This is a genomic window from Shewanella sp. Arc9-LZ (assembly GCF_010092445.1).
GTDB lineage: Bacteria > Pseudomonadota > Gammaproteobacteria > Enterobacterales > Shewanellaceae > Shewanella.
The window spans coordinates 3081673-3104055 of sequence record NZ_CP048031.1; the positions used below are offsets into that span (position 1 = coordinate 3081673).

The 22383-nt window shown below is 42.6% G+C and carries 18 protein-coding genes, 1 tRNA gene and 1 pseudogene; 9 read left to right on the forward strand and 11 right to left on the reverse strand.

Features of this window, described 5'->3' with window-relative positions:
* Positions 1-297: 297 nt before the first annotated feature.
* Positions 298-849, reverse strand: coding sequence for a DUF882 domain-containing protein (locus GUY17_RS13200; RefSeq protein ID WP_101086766.1), 552 nt, complete (start codon positions 847-849; stop codon positions 298-300).
* Between the two features lie 253 nt (positions 850-1102).
* On the reverse strand, positions 1103-2524 hold the full coding sequence (locus GUY17_RS13205) for a murein L,D-transpeptidase (RefSeq protein WP_162023408.1): 1422 nt from the start codon (positions 2522-2524) through the stop codon (positions 1103-1105).
* A gap of 292 nt (positions 2525-2816) precedes the next feature.
* On the opposite strand from GUY17_RS13205, the gene GUY17_RS13210 reads away from it, so the two are divergent.
* A complete protein-coding gene (locus tag GUY17_RS13210) occupies positions 2817-3092 on the forward strand; it encodes an HU family DNA-binding protein (protein ID WP_101086764.1) in 276 nt (91 codons plus the stop codon).
* Positions 3093-3727: 635 nt separating this feature from the next.
* On the opposite strand, the gene GUY17_RS13215 is transcribed toward GUY17_RS13210, so the two are convergent.
* The 5 genes from GUY17_RS13215 to GUY17_RS13235 all read right to left on the reverse strand — a co-directional run bounded on the left by GUY17_RS13215 (position 3728) and on the right by GUY17_RS13235 (position 10012).
* Positions 3728-3813, reverse strand: a tRNA-Leu gene (locus tag GUY17_RS13215).
* Positions 3814-4027: 214 nt separating this feature from the next.
* A complete protein-coding gene (locus GUY17_RS13220; RefSeq protein WP_101086763.1) occupies positions 4028-4357 on the reverse strand; it encodes a hypothetical protein in 330 nt (109 codons plus the stop codon).
* A gap of 194 nt (positions 4358-4551) precedes the next feature.
* Positions 4552-5424, reverse strand: a complete 873-nt coding sequence (rluB, locus tag GUY17_RS13225; RefSeq protein ID WP_101086762.1) for a 23S rRNA pseudouridine(2605) synthase RluB — start codon at positions 5422-5424, stop codon at positions 4552-4554.
* Positions 5425-5863: 439 nt separating this feature from the next.
* Complete coding sequence (locus GUY17_RS13230) at positions 5864-8929, reverse strand: efflux RND transporter permease subunit (protein WP_162023409.1); 3066 nt, start codon at positions 8927-8929, stop codon at positions 5864-5866.
* 3 nt (positions 8930-8932) lie between these two features.
* Positions 8933-10012, reverse strand: a complete 1080-nt coding sequence (locus GUY17_RS13235; protein WP_162023410.1) for an efflux RND transporter periplasmic adaptor subunit — start codon at positions 10010-10012, stop codon at positions 8933-8935.
* Positions 10013-10203: 191 nt separating this feature from the next.
* Between GUY17_RS13235 and GUY17_RS13240 the strand changes: the two genes are divergently transcribed.
* Positions 10204-11130 (forward strand): LysR family transcriptional regulator, encoded by a 927-nt coding sequence (locus GUY17_RS13240; protein ID WP_254439822.1) that lies wholly within the window; start codon positions 10204-10206, stop codon positions 11128-11130.
* A 137-nt stretch (positions 11131-11267) separates the two neighbouring features.
* Here the strand turns inward: GUY17_RS13240 and scpB are convergent.
* The 4 genes and pseudogenes from scpB to GUY17_RS13260 all read right to left on the reverse strand — a co-directional run.
* Positions 11268-11864 (reverse strand): annotated as a pseudogene (gene scpB, locus GUY17_RS13245) (SMC-Scp complex subunit ScpB); the annotation flags it as partial.
* Positions 11865-11886: 22 nt separating this feature from the next.
* Positions 11887-12675 (reverse strand): ScpA family protein, encoded by a 789-nt coding sequence (locus tag GUY17_RS13250; RefSeq protein ID WP_162023413.1) that lies wholly within the window; start codon positions 12673-12675, stop codon positions 11887-11889.
* Between the two features lie 39 nt (positions 12676-12714).
* Positions 12715-13335 carry an L-threonylcarbamoyladenylate synthase gene (locus GUY17_RS13255; RefSeq protein ID WP_101086756.1) on the reverse strand — a complete coding sequence of 207 codons (621 nt, stop codon included), beginning with the start codon at positions 13333-13335 and terminating at the stop codon, positions 12715-12717.
* Positions 13332-14192 carry a PHP domain-containing protein gene (locus tag GUY17_RS13260; RefSeq protein ID WP_162023414.1) on the reverse strand — a complete coding sequence of 287 codons (861 nt, stop codon included), beginning with the start codon at positions 14190-14192 and terminating at the stop codon, positions 13332-13334. The genes GUY17_RS13255 and GUY17_RS13260 overlap by 4 nt, the downstream gene beginning before the upstream one ends.
* Before the next feature lie 455 nt (positions 14193-14647).
* Here GUY17_RS13260 and GUY17_RS13265 point away from each other — a divergent pair, with 455 nt between their 5' ends.
* From GUY17_RS13265 to GUY17_RS13295, 7 genes are all read left to right on the forward strand, one after another.
* The gene (locus GUY17_RS13265; protein ID WP_162023415.1) at positions 14648-16225 is read left to right on the forward strand and encodes an anthranilate synthase component 1; all 1578 of its coding nucleotides are present in this window, start codon (positions 14648-14650) and stop codon (positions 16223-16225) included.
* A 29-nt stretch (positions 16226-16254) separates the two neighbouring features.
* Positions 16255-16857 (forward strand): aminodeoxychorismate/anthranilate synthase component II, encoded by a 603-nt coding sequence (locus GUY17_RS13270; RefSeq protein WP_101087210.1) that lies wholly within the window; start codon positions 16255-16257, stop codon positions 16855-16857.
* The gene (gene trpD / locus GUY17_RS13275) at positions 16857-17900 is read left to right on the forward strand and encodes an anthranilate phosphoribosyltransferase (protein ID WP_162023416.1); all 1044 of its coding nucleotides are present in this window, start codon (positions 16857-16859) and stop codon (positions 17898-17900) included. The genes GUY17_RS13270 and trpD overlap by 1 nt, the downstream gene beginning before the upstream one ends.
* Entirely contained in the window at positions 17893-19296 is a 1404-nt protein-coding gene (gene trpCF, locus GUY17_RS13280; RefSeq protein WP_162023417.1) for a bifunctional indole-3-glycerol-phosphate synthase TrpC/phosphoribosylanthranilate isomerase TrpF, read from the forward strand. Before trpD ends, trpCF begins: the two co-directional genes overlap by 8 nt.
* A 56-nt stretch (positions 19297-19352) precedes the next feature.
* Entirely contained in the window at positions 19353-20564 is a 1212-nt protein-coding gene (gene trpB / locus GUY17_RS13285; protein ID WP_101086751.1) for a tryptophan synthase subunit beta, read from the forward strand.
* Positions 20557-21360: a tryptophan synthase subunit alpha gene (gene trpA, locus GUY17_RS13290; protein WP_162023418.1), complete on the forward strand. Its 804-nt coding sequence runs from the start codon at positions 20557-20559 to the stop codon at positions 21358-21360. The genes trpB and trpA overlap by 8 nt, the downstream gene beginning before the upstream one ends.
* A 91-nt stretch (positions 21361-21451) precedes the next feature.
* The gene (locus GUY17_RS13295; protein WP_162023419.1) at positions 21452-22345 is read left to right on the forward strand and encodes an ABC transporter substrate-binding protein; all 894 of its coding nucleotides are present in this window, start codon (positions 21452-21454) and stop codon (positions 22343-22345) included.
* Positions 22346-22383 lie beyond the last annotated feature (38 nt).

Consider the following 22383-nt stretch of genomic DNA (forward strand, 5'->3'; position numbering starts at 1 on the left):
GATGATCGGTAACAAGCTCATGCGTTACTCTACCTATAGCATCTAACCGCTAGCATCTGACCGCCATGAATAGTGGGAATGTCTTATTTTTATGGAAATAGACCATGCAGTCGTATTTGAAAGCATCTAATGAAGCATAAAGTACTTTTTAAACCCGCCAGAATAGAGTCTCTCAGGTATGCCACTTCTGTGTTGCATCGATTTAAAAGGGAACAACCATTTCTACATCAATACGCCTTGAAATGAAAAACCTGACAGACTCTGAACTGACCAGATATTTAATGATATTGGTATTAATTAACCCCAACGCCTCACTGGCCCACAATCAATATGCACAAACCCATCTCGAGGATAAAATCCTACACCACCTAACTTAAGCGACTCAGCAGCATCGCGTAAGTGTTTAGTTTTCACTCCGGGTAAGGCAATATCCATCGCCATGCCTTTCATGTGATAACTTTTCTTGGCAACCCCATTGCTACGCGATGCGAGCATTTGATTTGTTTTGGGTGAACGATAAGCTGAAATAACATGGATTTCATCTTGATTATCTAATGTAACCTGTAATTTATACAAATATTCAAATAATCTTTTATCAATCGGTGCGGCTAAATTTTGGCGATGATCCCGTAATACTTGATTAAATTCAGTCAACGTTTCTGATTGATATTGACCATCAACCCAAAAACTTCCTTGGCTTCTTTCACCAGTATGCAAATTATAAAAACGTAAATCTTTAACACCAAGAGTAGAACGACTTGCTTGCGCGGTATTCGGTAACAGAGTTACCACTGCGGCACCGCTTAAGCCTAATAATAACTGCCGACGAGTTAGGCACTCTATTGTCATTTATACACCACTTAAATTATCTAAATTACGATACTTATCGGCTTTAAAAGCACGATTTCATCTTCACAGCGCTTTTCATTGCGTTGTTGCTTTTTTATCCAACTGGCGAATAAATTAACCATTAATGCTGATAAATGCAAGTATGCCTATGTTGAGATGTGCATTAAACACACTAACTTACATAAGAGTGTGATATAGCTCAAGTACTTAGGGATGAAGTAAAACCTCATTAACTTTGTTTCATCAATTGTGATTATTGCACAATATCGTTACTGGTGACTTTATGGCTTAATAACTTCATCGACTCTACTGGGGTTAATTGATAAATGTCATCTCGGTACTGCGCAACATGCTGTTCATCGACCCAAGCGCGCCAATATACCATGTGAACAGGCAAGGTTGATGATAAGGCAAACCATTGAGTTTGAGTGTGATTAGACTGCAAATGAGCCCAAGTACGCTTATCAATAACTAAATGGTTGGCAAACCAGTCGGCTAACTGTTGTACTTTTTCAATTCGCACACAACCTGATGATACATCCCGCTCCACATGTGCAAACATTTCAGGTGTTGGCGTATCATGTAAATACACGCTCTGGTCATTGTTAAAGTGGAATTTATAACGGCCTAATGCATTACCGTTACCGGGGCGCTGAACCACTCTGTACGGGAATTTCCCTTTTGCAGCCTGTTGCCACTGTTGAGGTGTTTTATCGACACGATGACCTTCATAATCAAACACATCAAAATGTCTATCGGTAAAGTAAGCACCATTTAATCTAACTTGCGGTAAAATATCCTTACGTAAAAGTTGTCGAGGTACTGTCCAGGTGGGATTGATAACTATATTAGAAATTTGCCCCGTCATCACCGGAGTCTGTCGATATGGCTTACCCACAATCACTTTCGACGTCAACACCACTTCATTTTGATCAACTAATACCATTTGAAAAGCCGGAATATTAATCAACAGATAAGACTGAGGGAGCTGGCTTAAATAGGTCGTTTTTTCGACAAAGCTTTTTGCTAATAAAGAGGCTCGTTGTTGTGGAGTTTGATTTAACCAGAACAAGGTTTTAGGACCAATAACCGCGTCGGCCTTTAACCCATGCCGAGACTGAAAGCGTTTAACACTTTGCTCCAAAGCCGGTTGATATTTATCTTCATCCGCAAGGTATGCGTACGCATCACCTAACAACCACAAACGTTGATTAATTTGCTTAATGCTTGGGTGACTATCTCCAGGGCGTAACAGCCCTTCAAGCGTGATGGTCGGCCAATCTTGCGTTTGCGATAACCACATTAACTTACGCAGATCATTTATTACCCCAAGGTAATCATCTGCAGCAGGCTCCAGTGCAATGTTTTTATCACGTAACGAAGTGGTGTTAGCTATTGAATCAAATGGCAGGGGTACTTGTTTATTATGCCAAAAAGCGGCCACACTCTGTTGAATGTTGTCGATATATTCTAATTGTTCAGCAGCGGACCCTGTCTGTAATATCGCTAAATATTGTGCCCGCTGTGCTGTGGGCTCAGCCAAATACTGTAATTGCAGATGTTGAGTCAAATTGCCGTATTGCTCTTCAGTGTTAGCCAACACAAATGGCGACACACACAAAAGCAATATACCCATTATGCTAACGTTTACAGACAGTTTCAGTTTGCTGAACATGCTATTCCCCATTGGCCCACACAATGATATTGTCATGTTTTTTCACGTAAGTGAAATGAATATAGCCATTATGATTAATAATAAATGTGCTTGGGTGCAAGAAACAATTAATCAACAAAAGTGAATACCAAAGCGTTACCTATTCGCTACCTAAGCCTTACCTAAGTCAGTGAAAATTAATCATCTAGATGAAAAGTAACCAGTTAACATTAATTTATGAATACACAACTAGGAAGGGCCATGCTGAATTGTTATAAGGTGAATAAGAAGTACTGAAGCAATAGAGAATCACATGAATAAAAAACAACTCACTCAAACCATGGCCAACAAAATGGACATTCCTCAAGTTCAAGCTAAGCAACAACTTGAACAAATCCTAGCGGTTATTCATCAAGGTTTAGCAGAAGGTGAAAAAATTTACATTCCCCAATTTGGTACATTTGAATTACGTTTTTACTTACCAAAACTAGGTCGTAATCCACAAACGGGTGAAACCATAGAAATTGACGGATTTAATCAACCCAGCTTTAAAGTATCACCCGCATTAAAAGCATTGATTAACGCTTAAACCAAAGTGGTAGAAACCTTATAAGCCGACGTACTAGAACGCTTCGCGGCTAGAGACTATAACTGCATCACGAGAAAACGGTTTGCGGAGTATTGTTGCATGCTGAGCGTAGAGAGCTCAACGTCTGGAGATTAAAAGCTTAGGTGCTAGAACGCTTCGCGGCTAGAGACTATAACTGCGTCACGAGAAAACGGTTTGCGGATTATTGTTGCATGCTGAGCGTAGAGTGCTCAACGTCTGGAGATTAAAAGCCTAGGTACTAGAACGCTTCGCGGCTAGAGACTATAACTGCGTCACGAGAAAACGGTTTGCGGATTATTGTTGCATGCTGAGCGTAGATGGCTCAACGTCTGGAGATTAAAAATCTAGGTGCTAGAGCGATCGTAGCTAGAGGCTATACCTGCAGTTATCCAGTTTAACTCTACCTAACTGAAACTAGCCAACGACTTTCCCAATAACCCGCTCTTATAGCCGCGTAGCGAACTAGCAGGACGAAGTCCGCCCTAGCATCTAGGCTCTTATCGCTCTCACCTTTTTTAGCGTTTGTTACCCTTAACTACCAAATTTCAGACGTAAAAAAGCCCCAACATAAGTTGAGGCTTTTTTACACCACTCTCTATTGCTAGAGATTATAATGGTACCCGAGGCCAGACTTGAACTGGCACGCTTATTCAGCGAGGGATTTTAAATCCCTTGTGTCTACCGATTCCACCACTCGGGCAAACTGAGCGTGTCTTGATAACAAACATCAAATCACTTAATTCATATTTGCATAAGATAAACAGGGTTACTTTCGCGTCCCGCTTAACTTGGTGACACTTTACTGTTTTTTTTTGGCCAAGCAACTAAAATATTCATCACATCGAACTGAACGCTTCAAAAAACGTCAATCCGATGTAAAATCCAACAAAACAAGATGCTTAGCAAACAAATGATTAATTAGCTCTAACAGGGGTTAACCCTTTACTGCGATTGGTGACAGCTTCCTCAATTTCAAAACCTGCTTCGCTCCACACTTGTGCTTCTTCAACATTAAACGATTCTTTTGCCCAAATGGTCGCAGTATCTAAATTGAAGTTGGCTTTTATCCAACCATCAGATTCTGTAGGGCCAAAACCTCTTACGCGCCAATTTTGCGCTTGGGTTGAATCAAAGCCTATTGCTTTCCATTGGCTGATCTCACGTTCAGACATTCCTTGCCAGCTAGGAGCTGACGCGCATGCTACCAATAACGATACTAACAAACCTAACAATAATTTTTTCATACAGTCCTAATAACCAATGTAAATGCTGCGGCGCATAAATCGTCGAAAAACAGCACAATAAATCGTAAATTTTGAGAATCATATCTGAGAAAAAACTTTTGACAAGTAGGTGAGCAATAATTAATTTTCATCGAAAAAAACTCACAAAAAAGGCCGCATCCGCGACCTTCTATAAAGTAACCTAAATATCAATATTAGCTACGCTGACGAGTTGGTTTACCGTGATTACCAACCACTTTATGCTTATGAACTGCACGGCGAATTTTAGCACTTTTAACTTTAGAACGAGCAACACTGTGTTTATCCGAACCTAAAACAGATCGCGTTTCAGCTTCTAAACCAGCAAGTTGGCGTAAATAGTTAACTTGGTCCATTGGCAACTCAATCCAACCACCACGCGGTAAGGTTTTTGGTAACTCAACTTTGCCATAACGTACGCGGATTAAACGGCTGACCTGCACGTCTTGTGATTCCCACAAACGACGTACTTCACGATTACGTCCTTCGCGAAGGGTGACATGCCACCACTGGTTTATGCCTTCGCCACCAGCAGCTTTAATGGTATCAAACTGTGCTGGACCATCTTCTAAAGTCACGCCGGTACGTAAACGCTGAACAGCTGCTTCTGGCACTTCACCAAATGTACGCACAGCATATTCACGCTCTACTTCATTTGAAGGATGCATTAAACGGTTAGCTAATTCACCATCACAGGTAAATAACAGCAACCCTGAAGTATTAATATCTAAACGCCCTACCGCAACCCAGCGAGCATCGCGCACTTTAGGTAAACGTTCAAACACGGTAGTACGGCCTTCAGGATCTTTGCGCGAGCAAATCTCACCTTCAGGTTTATGGTATGCCAGTACACGACAAATAATGTCGTCAGCTGATTTTAATGAAATAGCACGGCCATCAATACGTATTTTGGCGTCAACCTCTACACGATCACCTAAACCAGAAATTTCACCGTCAACACTAACTCGGCCTGCAGCAATCCATGCCTCCATCTCACGACGGGAGCCATGGCCTGCACGGGCCAAGACTTTCTGCAATTTTTCACTCATTAGCGGGGACTCTTTAAAGAAATTTTATAAAAAACAAAAGGTTAATTACTCTTGCTTTATTGTCTTTTTAGGATTGTACCCGCCAATGGCGCATACAATTAGAAAAGTGCGTAGATTATACGCTGAATGGGGCTTGTGAGCAAAAAATACCATCACTAAGCTTAACTCAGGATAACAGATGCCATAAACGCTTAGAAATCAAGCTGTTTAACCCGAACTCGATGTATGGACTCCTTTTGTTTTAGACTCCACCAATCTACGACCGTAGAGTGGTGGAGTCCATACATCGAGTTACGATTGCTTAATACTTTTATCAGCCTGCCTAACCCAAGCCAATAGATTTATTAAGCCCATAAAAAAAGCTGCTAACATTATCCGTCAGCAGCCTTAATCATTTAATAAACAATTCGATATTACGATTAAATATAAAACGTAGCGCTTAGCGAGTCACGTTAAGGTTAAACACAAGACTATACATTACCGGCAACACCACTAAGGTGAGTAGAGAAGCAAAGCCCAAACCAAAAATGATAGTGATGGCCATAGAACCAAAGAAAGCATCGCTGATTAATGGGATCATGCCTAACATAGTGGTAATAGCCGCCATCATCACCGGGCGAACACGGCTCACACACGAATCAACCAGTGCGAATCCAGGTTCTTTACCTTCTTCAAGTTCGAGATTGATTTGGTCCACTAATACAATGCCATTTTTAATCACCATTCCAGAAAGACTCAATAATCCAAGTAGCGCCATAAAGCTGAATGGGGCATCGAACAACAGTAATCCCGCAGAAACACCGATGACCGCTAATGGTACAGTGAACCAAATAACTAAAGGCTGCCTAACTGAATTGAACAGAAATACCGTAATTAAAAACATGGCTAAATAACCCATTGGGATCGAGCTAAAGACAGCGGTTTGAGCTTCTCCTGCTGATTCAAACTCCCCGCCCCACTCTAAGCGATAACCTGCCGGCAGCTGAATGGCCTCCACTTTACTTCTGACTTTTTTATGTACCGAGTCTGCGGTTTCATTAGATCCCAATTTGGGATCGCCCAATACTGCCAACATACGAATTCGGTCACGGCGCATCACGAGAGGGTTTTCCCATTCAGTGCTGAACTCACTAACAACTTGTGTTGCGGGTACAAATATATTGTTCTCTGTGCTCCATATTTGCATTTTCCACAAGCTATCAGCTTGAAGACGTTCGGCTGCAGGTGCACGAGCAACAATCGGTAACAGATGGCTAGTTTCACGATACAAGCCAATTTGTTTGCCGCTAAAATTAACCAGCAAGGCATTATCTAAATCTTGCTTACTGATGCCAGTTTCACGCGCTTGAGCATTTTGCAGTTGCGGGCGAATGAGTGGCACTTGATTGCGCCAATTATGGCGAACACCATCCATTGTCGGCTCATTTCTAAAAACGATTTCAGCTTGTGCGGCCAAATTGCGCAGCACTTGAGGATCTTCGCCATAAAAACGGGCTTCAATTTTAGCCGCTGGAGACGGACCATTTTCCATATTTTTTAAGCGATATTGTGCTTGGGGAAAATGGCTATTTAACAGCTGTTCAACTTGCGGCATATAAGCCTTAACGGCTGCTAAATCACGCATTTCGACGATAAGCTGAGCAAAAGCTGGATAGCCTTTTTCAGGCTGATAAGGTAATACAAAACGCTGGGCACCCTGGCCGATGACAGATGTCAGGTGCACTAAACCTGTGTCATTAAGCTCACTTTCTTGCAGTAGCTTTTTCTCTATTTCGCCGGTAAAACGTTCAGTTGCTTTAATGTCTGTCCCTTCTGGCATCCATACATCAACAAAAAATATTGGCGTATTAGACGCGGGGAAAAACACGTTTTTAATATGACCAAAGCCTATTACGGCAGTGACTAACATCGCCAACACCACTGACAATGTAACGAGGCGAAAGCGCAATACAAAGTACAGAAAACTGCGATAAGTGGTAAATAACCAGCCTTTATAAGGATCTACCTGCTCAGCTTGTGGCGAGGTCTCTTTGAATAGCAAATTACAGAAAAACGGTGTTAAGGTGATTGCCGTTATCCAACTGATAAACAGTGAAATCATCAACACTTGGAACAATGAACGACAAAATTCACCGGCAGCATTTTGTGACAAACCAATGGGTGCAAAAGCAATAATGGCAATCACAGTGGCACCTAACAATGGCCACTGCGTTTGCGATACCACTTGCTTGGCCGCTTCAAGACGGGTTTTACCCCGTTGTAAGCCAATCAAAATACCTTCGGTCACCACAATGGCGTTGTCGACCAACATGCCTAAGGCAATGATCAGCGCGCCCAGAGAAATAAGCTGCAATTCAATGTCTAATACTTTCATCACAATGAAAGTACCTAGAATCGTTAGCAACAGAATTAAGCCCATCAATAACCCAGAACGAAGGCCCATAAACAATAACAATACCGCGATAACAATCGCAATCGACTCTAAAAGGTTAATCAAAAAACCTTGTACAGTATTATCGACAGCTGAGCTTTGGTTATAAACGGTATCAAGGCTCATACCTAACGGTCGTTGTGATTCAAGCTCAACTAAGCGTTCACTAACACGTTGACCCACATCGACTACGTTTACGCCGCCAGAAAACGCAATACCTAACGATAACGCCGCCTCACCACTATTGTGATAAAGCACATTGGGAGTGTCGTCATAGTCTTTTTCAATGTTGGCAATATCCCCGAGATAAATAAGCTCAGTGCTGCCAGGTGAGCTCACCACTAAACGAGACAATTCCTCTACCGAACTAAACTCACCGGTAGGATGTAAACGGATACGATTATCACCAATGACAATACTGCCAGCATTAGACACCACGTTCTGATTGTTGACTAATCCATAGATGTAATTTTGATCTAAGCCTAGCGCTGACAATTTTTGTTGTGAAATCTCAATCACCACTTGCTCTGTCACATCACCCACCACAGAGACTTTTTTTACCCCGGGAACAAGCACCAGTTCGCGGCGTAAATAATCTGAATAGTTGCTCAGTTCTCGGTTACTAAAATCGTTACCTGACAAGTTAAGTAAAATACCGTATACATCACCAAAATCATCAATCACTTGTGGCTTTGCGGTACCGGGTGGTAAACGCCCTGTAGTGTCATTAACTTTTCGACGCACCTCATCCCACACTTGTGGTAATCGATGTTTGTCATAACTGTCTTTAATCTCAACCTGAATTTGTGATAATCCAGCACTATTGATAGAGGTGATATGTTTAATACCATCAAGCTGCTGTAAAGCGTCTTCAAGCGGTAATGTCACCTCTTCTTCTACTTGCTCAGGCGACGCGCCAGGATAAGCGGTGATCACCAATGCTTGCTTAATGGTAAATTCGGGAAATTCTAATTGTCCTAAACCAGTAAACGCCACACTGCCGCCAATAAGCAGTAAAAACGCAAACATCCAGCTAATGACTTTGTGATGAATGGAATACTCAGCAACATTCATCAATTACACTCCTCGTTGCCAGCGTAGAGGCTTCACTTTCATGCCTTCAGATAATTGCGATAATCCTGCTGCAACAATAGCATCGCCTTTTTGGAGCCCAGTTAACACTTCGACACCGTCAGTACTCACCCGCCCGAGAGTCACTTTTACCGGGCTAACATCTCCACTATCTGGCTGATAACGCCACACGGTTACATCACCATTTTGGTCTTGTTTGTCTACGGCTGAAATAGGCACTATGGTACTAAAGCCTTTTTGGGAGTCATTTAGCGTCGCTAAAGTTAATTCGGCACTCATGCCTGGCAATAGTTGTACATTGTCAGGTTGTGGTAATGAAAACACTACCTCGTAAGCTTGTGTGCCTGGCGTCACTTGAGTTGAGTATTCTTTAAATTTTGCATCAAACACCATGTCATCTAATGCGCTAAAACGAACTTTTGCAGCTAAACCATTGGCAATATCTTGAGTTAATACTGCCGCCATTGCTTCAGGTACCTGAATGCTGACATCAAGTAACTGATTATTTTGCAAGGTCATCACACCTTGGTTTGCTTGAACAATTTGGTGGTTATCCACCAAGCGTTTTGCAATGGTGCCGCTAAATGGCGCTTCTAAACGGGTATAACTGACTTGATCATTGGCAGCAGCTAACGCTGCTTTGGCCGATTTAAGTTGGGCTTTACTGCTGTCAAATAGCGCTTGCGAAATTAATTTACGTTCTAATAAGGTTTGATTACGGCTAAAGTCTGCGAGCAACAAGTCATACTCGGCCTCACGAGTCATTAAATTATTATGCGCATCGCGATCGTCTAATTGAGCCAGTAAAAAACCTTGTTTAACATGTTGCCCTTCAACAAGATCCAGTCTGACAAGTTGGCCTGAAATCCTAAATGATAATTCTGCACGGCTATTTGCTTCGACTCTTGCAGGAAACTGACGAATGGTATTGCCTGATGCCTGTGTCACATCAAACAACTTTACTGGGCGCACCAGTACATCTTGTACGGCGCTTTCAACAGGCGTACAACCGACTAAAATAAGAGAAATAAGCAATGCCAACGGCAACGTTGAGTGATATTTCATCGACTATGATCCTTGGGAACTAAGCATTAAAAAGACGTGGTGACAACAATATTTCCCTTTTCAGGGATAACAGTTAATTCACAATTGTGCCGAACAATACCCTGAATCATAGTTGCAATAAATGGGTTTATTTGGGAACATCAATCCCATTATTTGAGTTTGACTTATTTGCCATAATCAGAGCAATCCACATGAAAACCGAAGACATTGCATTATTTCATCGAATTGTCGAAACCGGCAGCATACTTGAAGCGGCTAACTTATTGAATTTGCCTAAATCGACCGTCAGCAGACGCTTGCAATCGTTAGAAGAGTCATTAAATTTAAAGTTGTTTCATCGTCAAAGTCGCGCAATAACACTGACCTCTGCAGGCAGTCATTTCTACGAAAAAACCTTGGTAATGTTAGCTGACTTAGATCGAACTCTTGCAGATATTACCGACAACAAAGCAGAGTTGACTGGCCACTTACGGATTTTGATATTTCCTATCCCGCAGATAATGGATATCGTGAGTAAAATATTTGCCTTTATGGATGAAAATTCTAAGTTTTCGCTTGAGATCATTACCAGTACCGAGCCCTTAGACATGGTGCGTAACAATATTGATATCGCATTTATGGTGAATGAAACGTTTAGTGAGCTCGACATGGTGGCCAAACCGGTTATCAGTGAAGATATGTGTTTCTTTGCCAGCCCAGAATACTTAGCCAAAGCTGGCATGCCTGTCACCTTGAGTGATATTGAACAACACAACTCAATTTTATTTCGCTTCCCAAATGGTAAAACCTTCAGTGAAGTGCCACTCGCCAATGACGCTATGCAGGCCGTAAAAGGCAATTTATGCACCAATAGCATTCAACTGGCTTATGAAGCCACAAAATTAGGCCGAGGGATTGGTTATTTACCCAAAAAATTATGTCAGGATGACGTAGAGCAAGGGGCGTTAGTGCGTTTATTTAATGATTTAGCGCCTTATACTGGCGTGGTATTTCTAGTGTATCCGTCAAGACGATTTTTAAGCCTAACGGGTCAGCGCTTACTCGATTACATGCTCGCCCAGCTCCCTGTTCAAACTAGCGACAAAGGGGCGGCAAACAATACTAAAGTGTGGATTTAATGGGTTAGATTTTGACTATTTTTAACAATATCATCGGCTTCATCGTCTACATCATCAAGTTCATTTGTGGTTGTATCACTGCTGTTTTCGCTATCGTTTTGCTCGTCATTGACTTGTTGACCATCGTCTTGGTGATCATCACTACTGGCATCATCTGTAGGCTCATCGAGAGCAACTTGCACTTTATCAAATAACCCTTGCAGTGATGCTGCATCGGTTAATGCAGGTAAATCGGCAAGTTTTGTTAAATTAAAATAATCCAGAAATGCAGGGGTGGTCGCATACAATGCTGGTTTACCAGGTACTTCCTTATGGCCAACCACTTTAATCCACTGCCGATCCGCTAAGCTTTTTATGATATTACTGCTAATCGCAACGCCTCTAATATATTCAATATCACCACGCGTTACTGGTTGCCGATATGCAATCACCGCCAACGTTTCAAGCGTTGCACGAGAGTACTTAGGGGATTTGTCTTGCCACAGAGGTTGTAAATAAGGGCTGAGTATTTCTTGAGTTTGAAAACGATAACCACTAGCGACTTTAACTAGCTGTACGCCCCGCTCTTGATAATCTTGCTGTAATTCATCAAGCGTTTCCTGAATGCGCGTGCGCGATACACTAAAGTCAGCTAACACCGTTTCTTTAATGGCTTTTACCGACAATGGCTTAGCTAAGACAAACAAACTGGCTTCAATAAGCTGTTTTAACTGAATAGGATTAATGGGCTTCATGGATCTCTTCGAATATCGTTAATTAATACGCTTTTACATAGATGGGTGAAAACGGTTCATTTTGCACTAACTCAACGAGTAACTCTTTAACCAGCTCCATGAGTGCCAAAAAACTCACCACTACACCGGCTCGACCTTCACTGACATCAAACAAACACTCAAAACCAATGTATTCTGTACTGGATAATTTAGCTAAAATTTGGCTCATGCGTTCACGGGTAGATAAATGTTCACGCTTTACATGATGATCTTCGTTGGCATCAATGCGTTTTAGCACTTCGCCAAACGCACGAGCTATATCCACCAGCGAAACATCTGGTGGTACCGTCACCGGTTTAATGTCTGGGGCTGCGCTAACAGATGCTTGAAACACATCTCGTTCAATCCGCGGTAACGTATCAATATCCACAGCAGCTTGTTTGATCACTTCATAGGCTTTTAATTGCCGTATAAGCACCACGCGAGGATCTTCTTCCTCATCATCTTCACTGGCCATTTTAGGTAACAATAATCGGGATTTAATCTCCGCTAATGTTGCCGCCATCACAAGGTAGTCGGCAGCCAGTTCAATGCGCGCTTCAGTGAGAATTTCAATATAGAGTAAATATTGTTGGGTGATTTGTTGAATAGGCAAATCAACCACATCTAATTTTTGTTTGCGGATTAAATATAATAATAAATCTAATGGGCCTTCAAAGGTTTCAAGAAACACTTCTAAGGCCTCAGGCGGAATAAACAAGTCTAGGGGCATGCTATTAAGCGCTTGGCCACGAACCATTGCTAATGGCAGGCTTTGCTGACTGCCTGGCATGTTTATCTTAGATGATTCGTCTGCGGGTATCACGTTGGTTTATTCAAATGCACTGGTATCGCCAGCACCATGACGTAATATCACCATCTCATCTTCAGACATATCAATCACTGTCGTTTGATTTTCAGGTAAATAACCACCGTGAATAATACCGTCTACCAAGTTATCGAGTATATCGCGAATATGTTCAGGGTCAGATTCAGCAAATTGCTCATTTGGCATAACTAAACTAGTGGTCATCATTGGTTCACCCAATGCTTCAAGTAACGCGAGCGCAATGACATTATTAGGCACGCGAATACCAATAGTGCGCTTTTTGTCACACTGTAAACGACGTGGCACTTCTTTAGTGGCTTTGAAAATAAACGTATATGGACCAGGCATACAGCTTTTTAATAAACGATATGCTTGGTTATCAACGCGGGCAAAATTGGCCAACTCAGAGAGATCACGACACATTAATGAAAAATTAGTGTCATTTTCAATCTGGCGAATGCGCGCCATACGCGTCATGGCATTTTTTTCGCCAATCATACAACCCAATGCATAACCTGAGTCAGTGGGATAAACAATGACTCCACCTTGTTTAAGAATCGCCACAGCTTGGTTAATTAATCGTGCCTGTGGGTTCTCATCATGAATATACCAAAATTGACTCATGCTCTTTTCGTCCAATGTTGTGATTGCCAAACCCATTCCACACCTTGTGGTTGGAATAAGTTTTTACCTAACTCGATCCAATTACTCGGGAAGTGAAAATCGCTCCCCACAGAAGCAAGTAGGTTATTTTGCTTACTTAATGCGATAAGGTTATTACGGTCGTCTAATGTTTGCTGGCCTAAAATAACTTCCATCGCATCGCCACCGGCCTCTGCAAATTCACGCACTAAGCGCTTAAGCCATTTGGCCGATAATTTATAACCGCTAGGGTGAGCTAATACTGCAACACCACCGGCTTGATGAATATGCGCTATCGCATTGGCCATATCGCCCCAATTATTGGGTACATAACCTGTTTTGCCACGAGCTAAAAAGCGTTTAAATACACTAGGCATATCAGTCGCATGACCATTATCGGCTAACCATCTAGCATAATGGCCACGACTCAGCGCTGCATCGCCGGCAATAGCTTTAGCACCATCATAGGCACCCTCTATCCCCGCTTTAGCTAAACGTTCACCAATTTCTTGGGCTCGGACTTCACGTAACTCACGTTGATGAGTTAAAAAATCCAATAATCCCGTATGAGCGATATCCAAGTTTAATCCGACGATATGAATATCAAAACTGTTCCAACGAGTCGAAATCTCACAACCATTAATTAATACTAATGGCGTGGCATGGTTTTGATTAGCAAGATGCGCTTCCGCTAACCCTCCGACAGTGTCATGGTCAGTAATAGCAAACACCTCAACGCCTTTTTCAATAGCGCGAGTTAATAATTCTGTCGGTGTTAATTGACCGTCTGATGCGGTCGTGTGGCTGTGAAGATCGGCCAAGAGAGTCTCTGTAATCATGTGGTTATTGTACTAGAGTGGCGATTAAAATACTGCTTGGATTTATGAATAAATGATGGCAATTGATGAATTATTTATGCATAAGTTAGTTAGAGGGCTCAATAAGTAGACTAGATTTGTCCATATTGCCATTTTTTGTTAGCTTTTGAGAAATATTCAATTGACATTAATCTCCAGCTGGGTTTTCCTATAGGCATTAAACACAGACAAAAAATAGCGATTAACAATGACACACTCTTTAGCTTCATTACACATTACTTGGTGGTGGCACTTCCCAAATTAACGGGTGGTGTGAAGCGTTGTGCTCATTTTTAAGAGACAAGATTTTACCAAAAAGCCCGCAGAGATGTGGGCTTTCTTGTTATTTGGCCCACTCACTTTAGTCACTCGGGTTACATAATATTAAAGGCCAACAGATGATAAACAAACAGGATACAAGGAGCGGCGACATAGTGATGACAACAGTGACGACAACAGTGACCACACCAAACCAACTCGCTCAGGTTAGCACGCAAAAGCAGGCATTAACCTACCATACTGATCCACTAAAACTGTATCAGCAAGTGACTAATAATGCGCCTCATACCATGCTGTTAGAATCAGCAGAGGTCGAAAGTAAAGACCATTTAAAAAGCATTGTACTCACTCATGCGGCAATGATGATACGTTGCGACGGTTATCAGCTCAGCTTCAGCGCATTAACTCAAAATGGTGCAGCGTTATTAACGCCAATAGCCAACTTCTTCAGCGATGCACAGCAACAACGAGATAATAATACTCTCATCGTGACGCTGCAAAAGGCCACCGAGTTACAAGATGAAGATGCACGTTTAAAGTCAACATCTCCTCTTGATGGCTTAAGAATGTTTATTAAACACATTCAAACCAATAATCCGCTTAAATTTGAAGATTTATTTTTAGGTGGTGTATTAGCTTATGACTTAATTGATACTGTCGAGCCACTCCCTGCAGCGCCCAACGCTCACAATGATTGCCCAGATTATTTATTCTATCTTGCTGAAACACTTATTTTAATTGACCATCAAACTCAGCAAGCCGAGATTGTTAGCCACCAATTCGGTCAAGATGAAATGATTGCACAACAATTAGTTCAGCAACTGCAACACGTTATCGAACAATGTGCCGATCTAGGTGATATAGCTCAATTAACACCAGTGACAACCGACGAAGAAGTTAACATCACCGACGAGCAATTTAAGCAAACCGTGATTGATTTAAAAGAACACATTGTCGCCGGCGATATTTTCCAAGTAGTGCCATCTCGTTGTTTCAGCTTACCTTGTCCAAATACACTCGGGGCTTATCGGGCTTTGCGTTTAACTAATCCAAGTCCGTATATGTTCTATTTTAGAGGTCCTGATTTCACCTTATTTGGTGCGTCGCCAGAAAGTGCCCTGAAATACGATGCGGCCAGTAACCAAGTTGAAGTGTATCCCATTGCTGGCACGCGTAAGCGCGGTAAAAATGCTCAAGGTGAGATTGATTTTGACCTAGACAGCCGTATAGAGCTCGAGCTGCGTTTAGATAAGAAAGAATTGTCAGAACATTTAATGCTGGTCGATTTAGCACGTAACGACATTGCTCGCATCAGCCAAAGCGGTAGCCGTAAAGTGGCCGAACTGTTAAAAGTTGATCGTTACTCGCACGTGATGCATTTAGTCAGTCGCGTCACTGGTCAATTACGTTTAGATTTAGATGCCCTGCACGCTTATCAAGCTTGCATGAACATGGGAACCTTAGTGGGTGCGCCAAAAGTGCGTGCATCGCAATTAGTTCGCCAAGCGGAGCAAGCTCGTCGCGGCAGTTATGGTGGCGCAGTGGGTTACCTCAATGGTCTCGGCGACATGGATACCTGCATTGTTATCCGTTCCGCGTTTGTTAAAAATGATGTTGCTCATATACAAGCAGGTGCTGGAGTGGTGTTTGACTCAGATCCACAAGCCGAAGCAGATGAAACACGTCAAAAAGCCCAAGCGGTCATTTCTGCGATAAAAATGGGAGGTGGGCTATGAGCACCGCAACCACACAAAACGATCAACGGATGAAAATATATTTACTCGATAACTTCGATTCGTTTACTTACAATCTAGTCGATCAATTCCGCAGCCTTGGCTGTGAAGTTGTCATTTATCGTAATGATGTCAGTGCCGATTATGTTGCTGAAAAACTCATGAATGAAACGGGTAAAAAGGCATTAGTGCTATCACCCGGACCTGGAGCTCCTCACGAGGCTGGCTGCATGATGGAACTCATTGGCAAAGTGGCTGGTAAAGTCCCGATGCTTGGCATTTGTTTAGGTCATCAAGCCATGGTTGAATATTATGGCGGCAAAGTAGAGCGAGCGCCGTTTGTTGTCCACGGTAAAGCCAGCCCGACCTTCCATAATGGTCAAGGCGTATTTGCAAACTTACCCTCACCATTACCGGTGGCCCGTTATCACAGCTTAGTTGCGACTAAGGTACCTGACTGCTTAGACGTTATTGCCACCACAGATGACATGCCAATGGCAATATTACATCCACAACATCAAGCTATGGGCTTTCAATTTCATCCAGAATCAATTTTAACCACCCTAGGCAGCCAGTTACTCACGCAGACATTAGCGTATTTAACCCAAGACCATGCCTTTACTGGAGGAGAATAATGGATAATCTGCAAACGTTATTCGACCATCTGTATCAAGGTAAGCCATTAACTCGTGAACAAATGGCACAAGTGTTTAGCGCTATTATTCAAGGTGATATGCAACCTGCAACCATGGCGGGTATGTTAGTGGCGCTAAAAATGCGCGGCGAAACCATTGATGAAATAGCCGGAGCGGCTGACGCATTGCGCCAAGCAGCTAAACCCTTTCCACGAAGTGATGCCTCAAAGCAAACTGGCATTGTTGATATTGTCGGTACTGGCGGCGATGGCCATAACACCATCAACATTTCTACTACTGCCGCTTTTGTTGCAGCAGCAGCAGGTGCAAAAGTAGCTAAACACGGTAACCGCAGCGTCTCAAGCAAGTCTGGCTCTTCTGACTTACTGTCACATTGCGGTATCGCGCTCACCATGGCGCCTGATGCAGCAAGCCAGTGTTTAGATAAGCTTGGTTTATGTTTTCTATTTGCGCCGCATTACCATGGCGGGGTGAAACATGCTGTGCCTGTAAGGCAAGCGTTAAAAACCCGTACTATTTTTAATGTGTTAGGCCCATTAATTAACCCAGCAAGCCCAGAATTTATGCTATTGGGCGTATATACACTTGAACTCATCGAACCTATTGCACAAGTGTTACATGCCCTAGGCGTTAAACGCGCAATGGTGGTGTATGGCAGTGGCTTAGATGAAGTGGCGCTTCATGATAATACTCATGTGGCAGAACTAAAAGACGGTGTGGTGCGTACTTACCAACTGAGCCCTGAAGATCTCGGCGTTAACCGTGCAGACATATTGCAGTTAACGGGTGGAGAACCAGCTGATAATGCCTTAATCACCCAAGCCATTTTACAAGGTAAAGGTCTACCAGCACATAGAGATGCGGTGGCGATTAATGCAGGTTGTGCTTTGTATATCAGTGGTATTTGCGACTCAGTTCAAGCCGGTACTCAGCTAGCGCTCACGACACTCGCCAGCGGTACAGCTTTTACCTTATTAACCGATTTAGCTGCCGCGAGCCAAGCTGGAGAACACCATGAGTAAGCCAGAAAGTAATGTATTAACCCGTATCGTTGATACTAAAGTGGCACATATCGCCGCGCTAAAACTGCGTTTCCCTGAGGCCAGTCTACAGCCTAAAATATCTGACCGTAGCTTATACGAAGCCCTGAAAGCACCTAATGCTCAGTTTATTTTTGAATGTAAAAAGGCCAGTCCTTCTAAAGGGCTTATTCGCCCTGTATTTGATGTTGAAGCCATCGCAGATATTTATGTCAATTACGCTGCAGGCATCTCTGTACTCACCGATGAACAATTTTTCCAAGGTGACATGGACTACATACCAAAAGTCCGCGCCAGAGTGACTCAGCCCATTATCTGTAAAGACTTTTTTGTCGACCCGTATCAAGTGAAATTGGCGGCCCATCAAGGTGCTGATGCTATTTTACTCATGTTGTCAGTGCTTGATGATGAGCAATATCGTTTATTAGCCAACGAAGCGGCTAAGTATCAATTAGATACCTTAACCGAAGTGAGTAACCAAGAAGAATTGATCCGAGCGATTGATCTCCTTGCCCCAATTATTGGTATTAACAATCGTAATTTACGCGACTTAAGTACTAATTTGGCGACAACTGAGTTATTAGCGCCACAGATCCCAGCAGACAGAGTCGTTATTAGCGAATCAGGTATTTATAACCATCAACAAGTTTGCCGCCTAAATCCATTGGTTGACGGTTATCTTGTTGGCAGTTCAATTATGGCGCAAGACGATATTGATTTAGCGTGCAGACAACTTATTTTTGGAAACAATAAAGTCTGTGGTTTGACTCGAATTGACGATATTGAGGCGGTGGCAACTGCTGGGGCGGTATTTGGTGGGTTAATTTTTCATCCCAAATCACCTAGAGCCGTAACACCAGCACAAGCAAGTGAATTAGTCGCCCAAATGCAGCAACGTAATATTGGCTTAAATATGGTGGGTGTGTTTGTTAATCACCCCGTTGCAGATATCGCTTCATTGGCCCAAACACTGAATCTTTTTGCAGTGCAATTACACGGCAATGAAACTGAACTTGAAATCACCGAATTAAAAGCGTTATTGAATCAACAGCAGCTAAAAACCGAGATTTGGAAAGCCGTTGCAATTGACAGCAACAGCGGCGAAGTGAGTCAACAACCTGCTGGCGCCGATCGTTATTTATACGACAGCAAATCAGCACAACAATTTGGCGGCACCGGAAAAACATTCAACTGGCAAGCCAATATTAATGATAAACAAGATGCGATGTTGGCCGGTGGATTAACCCCTGACAACGTTTATCTAGCAAGCCAACAAGGATTTTATGGGGTCGACTTAAATTCAGGAGTAGAATCTACCCCTGGCCATAAAGACCATCAAAAACTGATTGCTGCATTTACTCAATTACGCCGTAATTAATTTTCTATTTACGACACCATTTTTAGTTAAAAACATGATTACTCAAGGGAATATTTATGACCGAGCTCAAGCTTAACCCTTATTTCGGCGAATACGGTGGGATGTACGTACCGCAGATTTTAGTGCCTGCATTAAAACAACTCGAAACGGCCTTTGTTGAAGCACAACAAGATGAAAGCTTTATCGCTGAATTTACCGACCTGCTAAAGAACTATGCTGGCCGCCCAACAGCGCTAACACTGACTCGTAATTTAAGTCCAAATCCGTTGGTAAAAATTTACCTAAAACGTGAAGACTTACTTCATGGCGGCGCCCATAAAACCAACCAGGTATTGGGACAAGCGTTGTTAGCCAGACGCATGGGTAAAAAAGAAATCATCGCTGAAACCGGTGCTGGTCAACACGGCGTAGCCACTGCTCTAGCCTGTGCGCTTTTAGGCTTAAAATGTAGAGTCTACATGGGCGCTAAAGACATTGAACGTCAATCGCCAAATGTGTTCCGCATGAAATTAATGGGCGCTGAAGTTATACCGGTTACCTCAGGTTCATCAACCCTAAAAGATGCGTGTAACGAAGCCATGCGCGACTGGTCGGGCAGCTATGATAAAGCGCATTACTTATTAGGCACCGCTGCTGGACCGCACCCATTTCCGACAATTGTGCGCGAGTTTCAGCGCATTATTGGTGAAGAAACTAAAAAACAAATTCTTGAAAAAGAAGGCCGTTTACCCGACGCCGTTATTGCCTGTGTTGGCGGAGGCTCAAATGCTATTGGTATGTTTGCTGACTTTATTGACGAAGCATCGGTTGAGTTGATTGGCGTTGAACCTGCAGGTAAAGGCCTTGATACGGCAATGCACGGCGCGCCGCTTAAACACGGTAAAACAGGTATATTCTTTGGCATGAAATCACCGTTAATGCAAAACAGTGACGGACAAATTGAAGAATCGTATTCAGTTTCTGCCGGACTTGATTTTCCATCGGTAGGCCCACAACATGCACATTTAAACGCTATTGGTCGTGCTCGTTATGAGTCGGCAACCGATGATGAAGCACTTGAAATGTTCCAAACACTCGCTCGTTGTGAAGGCATTATTCCTGCATTAGAATCAGCCCACGCACTTGCTTACGCCGTTCGCATGGCAAAGGAAGCCACTAAAGAAACCATTTTAGTGGTTAATTTATCCGGTCGTGGTGACAAAGATATTTTCACAGTGGCAGATATTTTAGAGGCCAAACAAAAACAACAGGAGAGCGGCAATGAGTAACCGTTATCAAGCAAAATTTGCTGCACTGAAAGCACAACATCAAGGCGCATTTGTTCCCTTTGTGACCATTGGCGATCCAAGTCCTGAATTATCGATGAAAATCATTCAAACCTTAGTTGATAATGGCGCTGATGCACTTGAATTAGGTTTTCCTTTTTCAGATCCATTAGCCGATGGTCCGGTGATACAAGGTGCTAACCTGCGCTCATTAGCGGCAGGTACTAAACAAAGTGATTGCTTTGACATTATCGCTAAAATACGTGCGCAATATCCTGAGCTGCCTATCGGATTATTGCTATATGCCAACTTAGTATTTGCTAATGGTATCGATTCATTTTATGCCAAAGCACAAGCTGCTGGTGTTGATTCTGTATTGATTGCCGATGTGCCTGTAGAAGAATCAAAACCCTTTAGTTTGGCTGCAAAAGCACATGGTATCGCGCCTATCTTTATTGCACCGCCTAATGCTGATGCTGACACCTTAAAACTGGTTAGTGAACAAGGTGAAGGTTATACCTACCTATTATCTCGTGCCGGCGTAACGGGCACAGAATCCAAAGCGGGTGAGCCAATTGAGAATATTCTGGCGCAACTGGTCGAATTTAATGCCCCACCGCCACTATTAGGTTTTGGTATTGCTGAACCGGAGCAAGTACGCGCCGCCATCAAGGCTGGAGCAGCGGGTGCTATTTCAGGTTCTGCCGTGGTTAAAATCATTGAAGCGCATCAACATGATGAAGTGACATTATTGGCCAAACTCGCCGAATTTACCGCAGCAATGAAAGCGGCTACATAACGACCACTTTCCGGTTGAAAAAGGAGCGATTTTATTGCTCCTTTTTTTATGTCCGTTATACTAGGATAAATATCAACCAATTCGGTATTATATGAAAAGTTCGTTAATAGGGATTTTAACGATTGCCATTCTATCTGTTATCTGCAGTTTTAAAACTGTGGCGACGTCTGAACAACCTAAAATTATTGTCACTTATAATGCTGCAATTCAAGGCACTGATCCAAAACAGGCATATTTTGTGTCGTTACTTGAACTTGCGTTAGAGAAAAGTCGCGATAAATATGGCGACTTTCAAATGAATGCCGCCATGATCCAAATGCCGCAGGGTCGAGCACTTAAAATGGTGGCTGATAACACGATTATTGATGTTGTCTGGACCATGACCAGCATTGAACGAGAAGATCAATTACAAGCTATTTATGTGCCATTACTTAAAGGACTAATGGGTTACCGAATTGGGCTAATCCGTAAAAATGATCAAGCTAAATTTGACAACATAAACGCGATAGAAGACATCAAAAAGACCTTAATTGGCCAAGGCGCTGATTGGCCAGATGTACCTATTTTGCACAGTAATGGTTTTACCGTCACATCTGGCAGTGATAGTCGTTTAATAGCCATGTTACTGAAAGGTCGCTTTGACTACTATCCCCGCTCAATACACGAACCATGGCGAGACTTGGACCGTTATCCAGACCTAGCACTTGAACAAAAAATCTTATTAAAGTATCCCGCGCCCATTTATTTTTTTGTCAGTAAAGACAACACATCCTTAGCTCAGCGCATCGAATACGGCCTCAGAAAAGCTATCGATGACGGTAGCTTCGATGACTTATTCTATAACCACCCAATCACTCAAGGTATGCTCAGTAAATCCGAATTAGATAACCGCACCGAATTTGTGCTGCATAATCCCTTTTTATCTAAAAAAAGTGCTGATCTACTAAGTGAAACTCAGTTATGGCTCACCTTAAAACAACAATGATCACTAAGGTTGCAATTGCACAACTGCTTATGGTTCAT

Coding starts and splice junctions, on each gene's coding strand:
- GUY17_RS13200 (WP_101086766.1), bottom strand. CDS start 849: ATGACAATAGAGTGCCTAACTCGTCGGCAGTTATTATTAGGCTTAAGC.
- GUY17_RS13205 (WP_162023408.1), bottom strand. CDS start 2,524: ATGTTCAGCAAACTGAAACTGTCTGTAAACGTTAGCATAATGGGTATA.
- GUY17_RS13210 (WP_101086764.1), top strand. CDS start 2,817: ATGAATAAAAAACAACTCACTCAAACCATGGCCAACAAAATGGACATT.
- GUY17_RS13220 (WP_101086763.1), bottom strand. CDS start 4,357: ATGAAAAAATTATTGTTAGGTTTGTTAGTATCGTTATTGGTAGCATGC.
- rluB (WP_101086762.1), bottom strand. CDS start 5,424: ATGAGTGAAAAATTGCAGAAAGTCTTGGCCCGTGCAGGCCATGGCTCC.
- GUY17_RS13230 (WP_162023409.1), bottom strand. CDS start 8,929: ATGAATGTTGCTGAGTATTCCATTCATCACAAAGTCATTAGCTGGATG.
- GUY17_RS13235 (WP_162023410.1), bottom strand. CDS start 10,012: ATGAAATATCACTCAACGTTGCCGTTGGCATTGCTTATTTCTCTTATT.
- GUY17_RS13240 (WP_254439822.1), top strand. CDS start 10,204: ATGAAAACCGAAGACATTGCATTATTTCATCGAATTGTCGAAACCGGC.
- GUY17_RS13250 (WP_162023413.1), bottom strand. CDS start 12,675: ATGCCAGGCAGTCAGCAAAGCCTGCCATTAGCAATGGTTCGTGGCCAA.
- GUY17_RS13255 (WP_101086756.1), bottom strand. CDS start 13,335: ATGAGTCAATTTTGGTATATTCATGATGAGAACCCACAGGCACGATTA.
- GUY17_RS13260 (WP_162023414.1), bottom strand. CDS start 14,192: ATGATTACAGAGACTCTCTTGGCCGATCTTCACAGCCACACGACCGCA.
- GUY17_RS13265 (WP_162023415.1), top strand. CDS start 14,648: ATGACAACAGTGACGACAACAGTGACCACACCAAACCAACTCGCTCAG.
- GUY17_RS13270 (WP_101087210.1), top strand. CDS start 16,255: ATGAAAATATATTTACTCGATAACTTCGATTCGTTTACTTACAATCTA.
- trpD (WP_162023416.1), top strand. CDS start 16,857: ATGGATAATCTGCAAACGTTATTCGACCATCTGTATCAAGGTAAGCCA.
- trpCF (WP_162023417.1), top strand. CDS start 17,893: ATGAGTAAGCCAGAAAGTAATGTATTAACCCGTATCGTTGATACTAAA.
- trpB (WP_101086751.1), top strand. CDS start 19,353: ATGACCGAGCTCAAGCTTAACCCTTATTTCGGCGAATACGGTGGGATG.
- trpA (WP_162023418.1), top strand. CDS start 20,557: ATGAGTAACCGTTATCAAGCAAAATTTGCTGCACTGAAAGCACAACAT.
- GUY17_RS13295 (WP_162023419.1), top strand. CDS start 21,452: ATGAAAAGTTCGTTAATAGGGATTTTAACGATTGCCATTCTATCTGTT.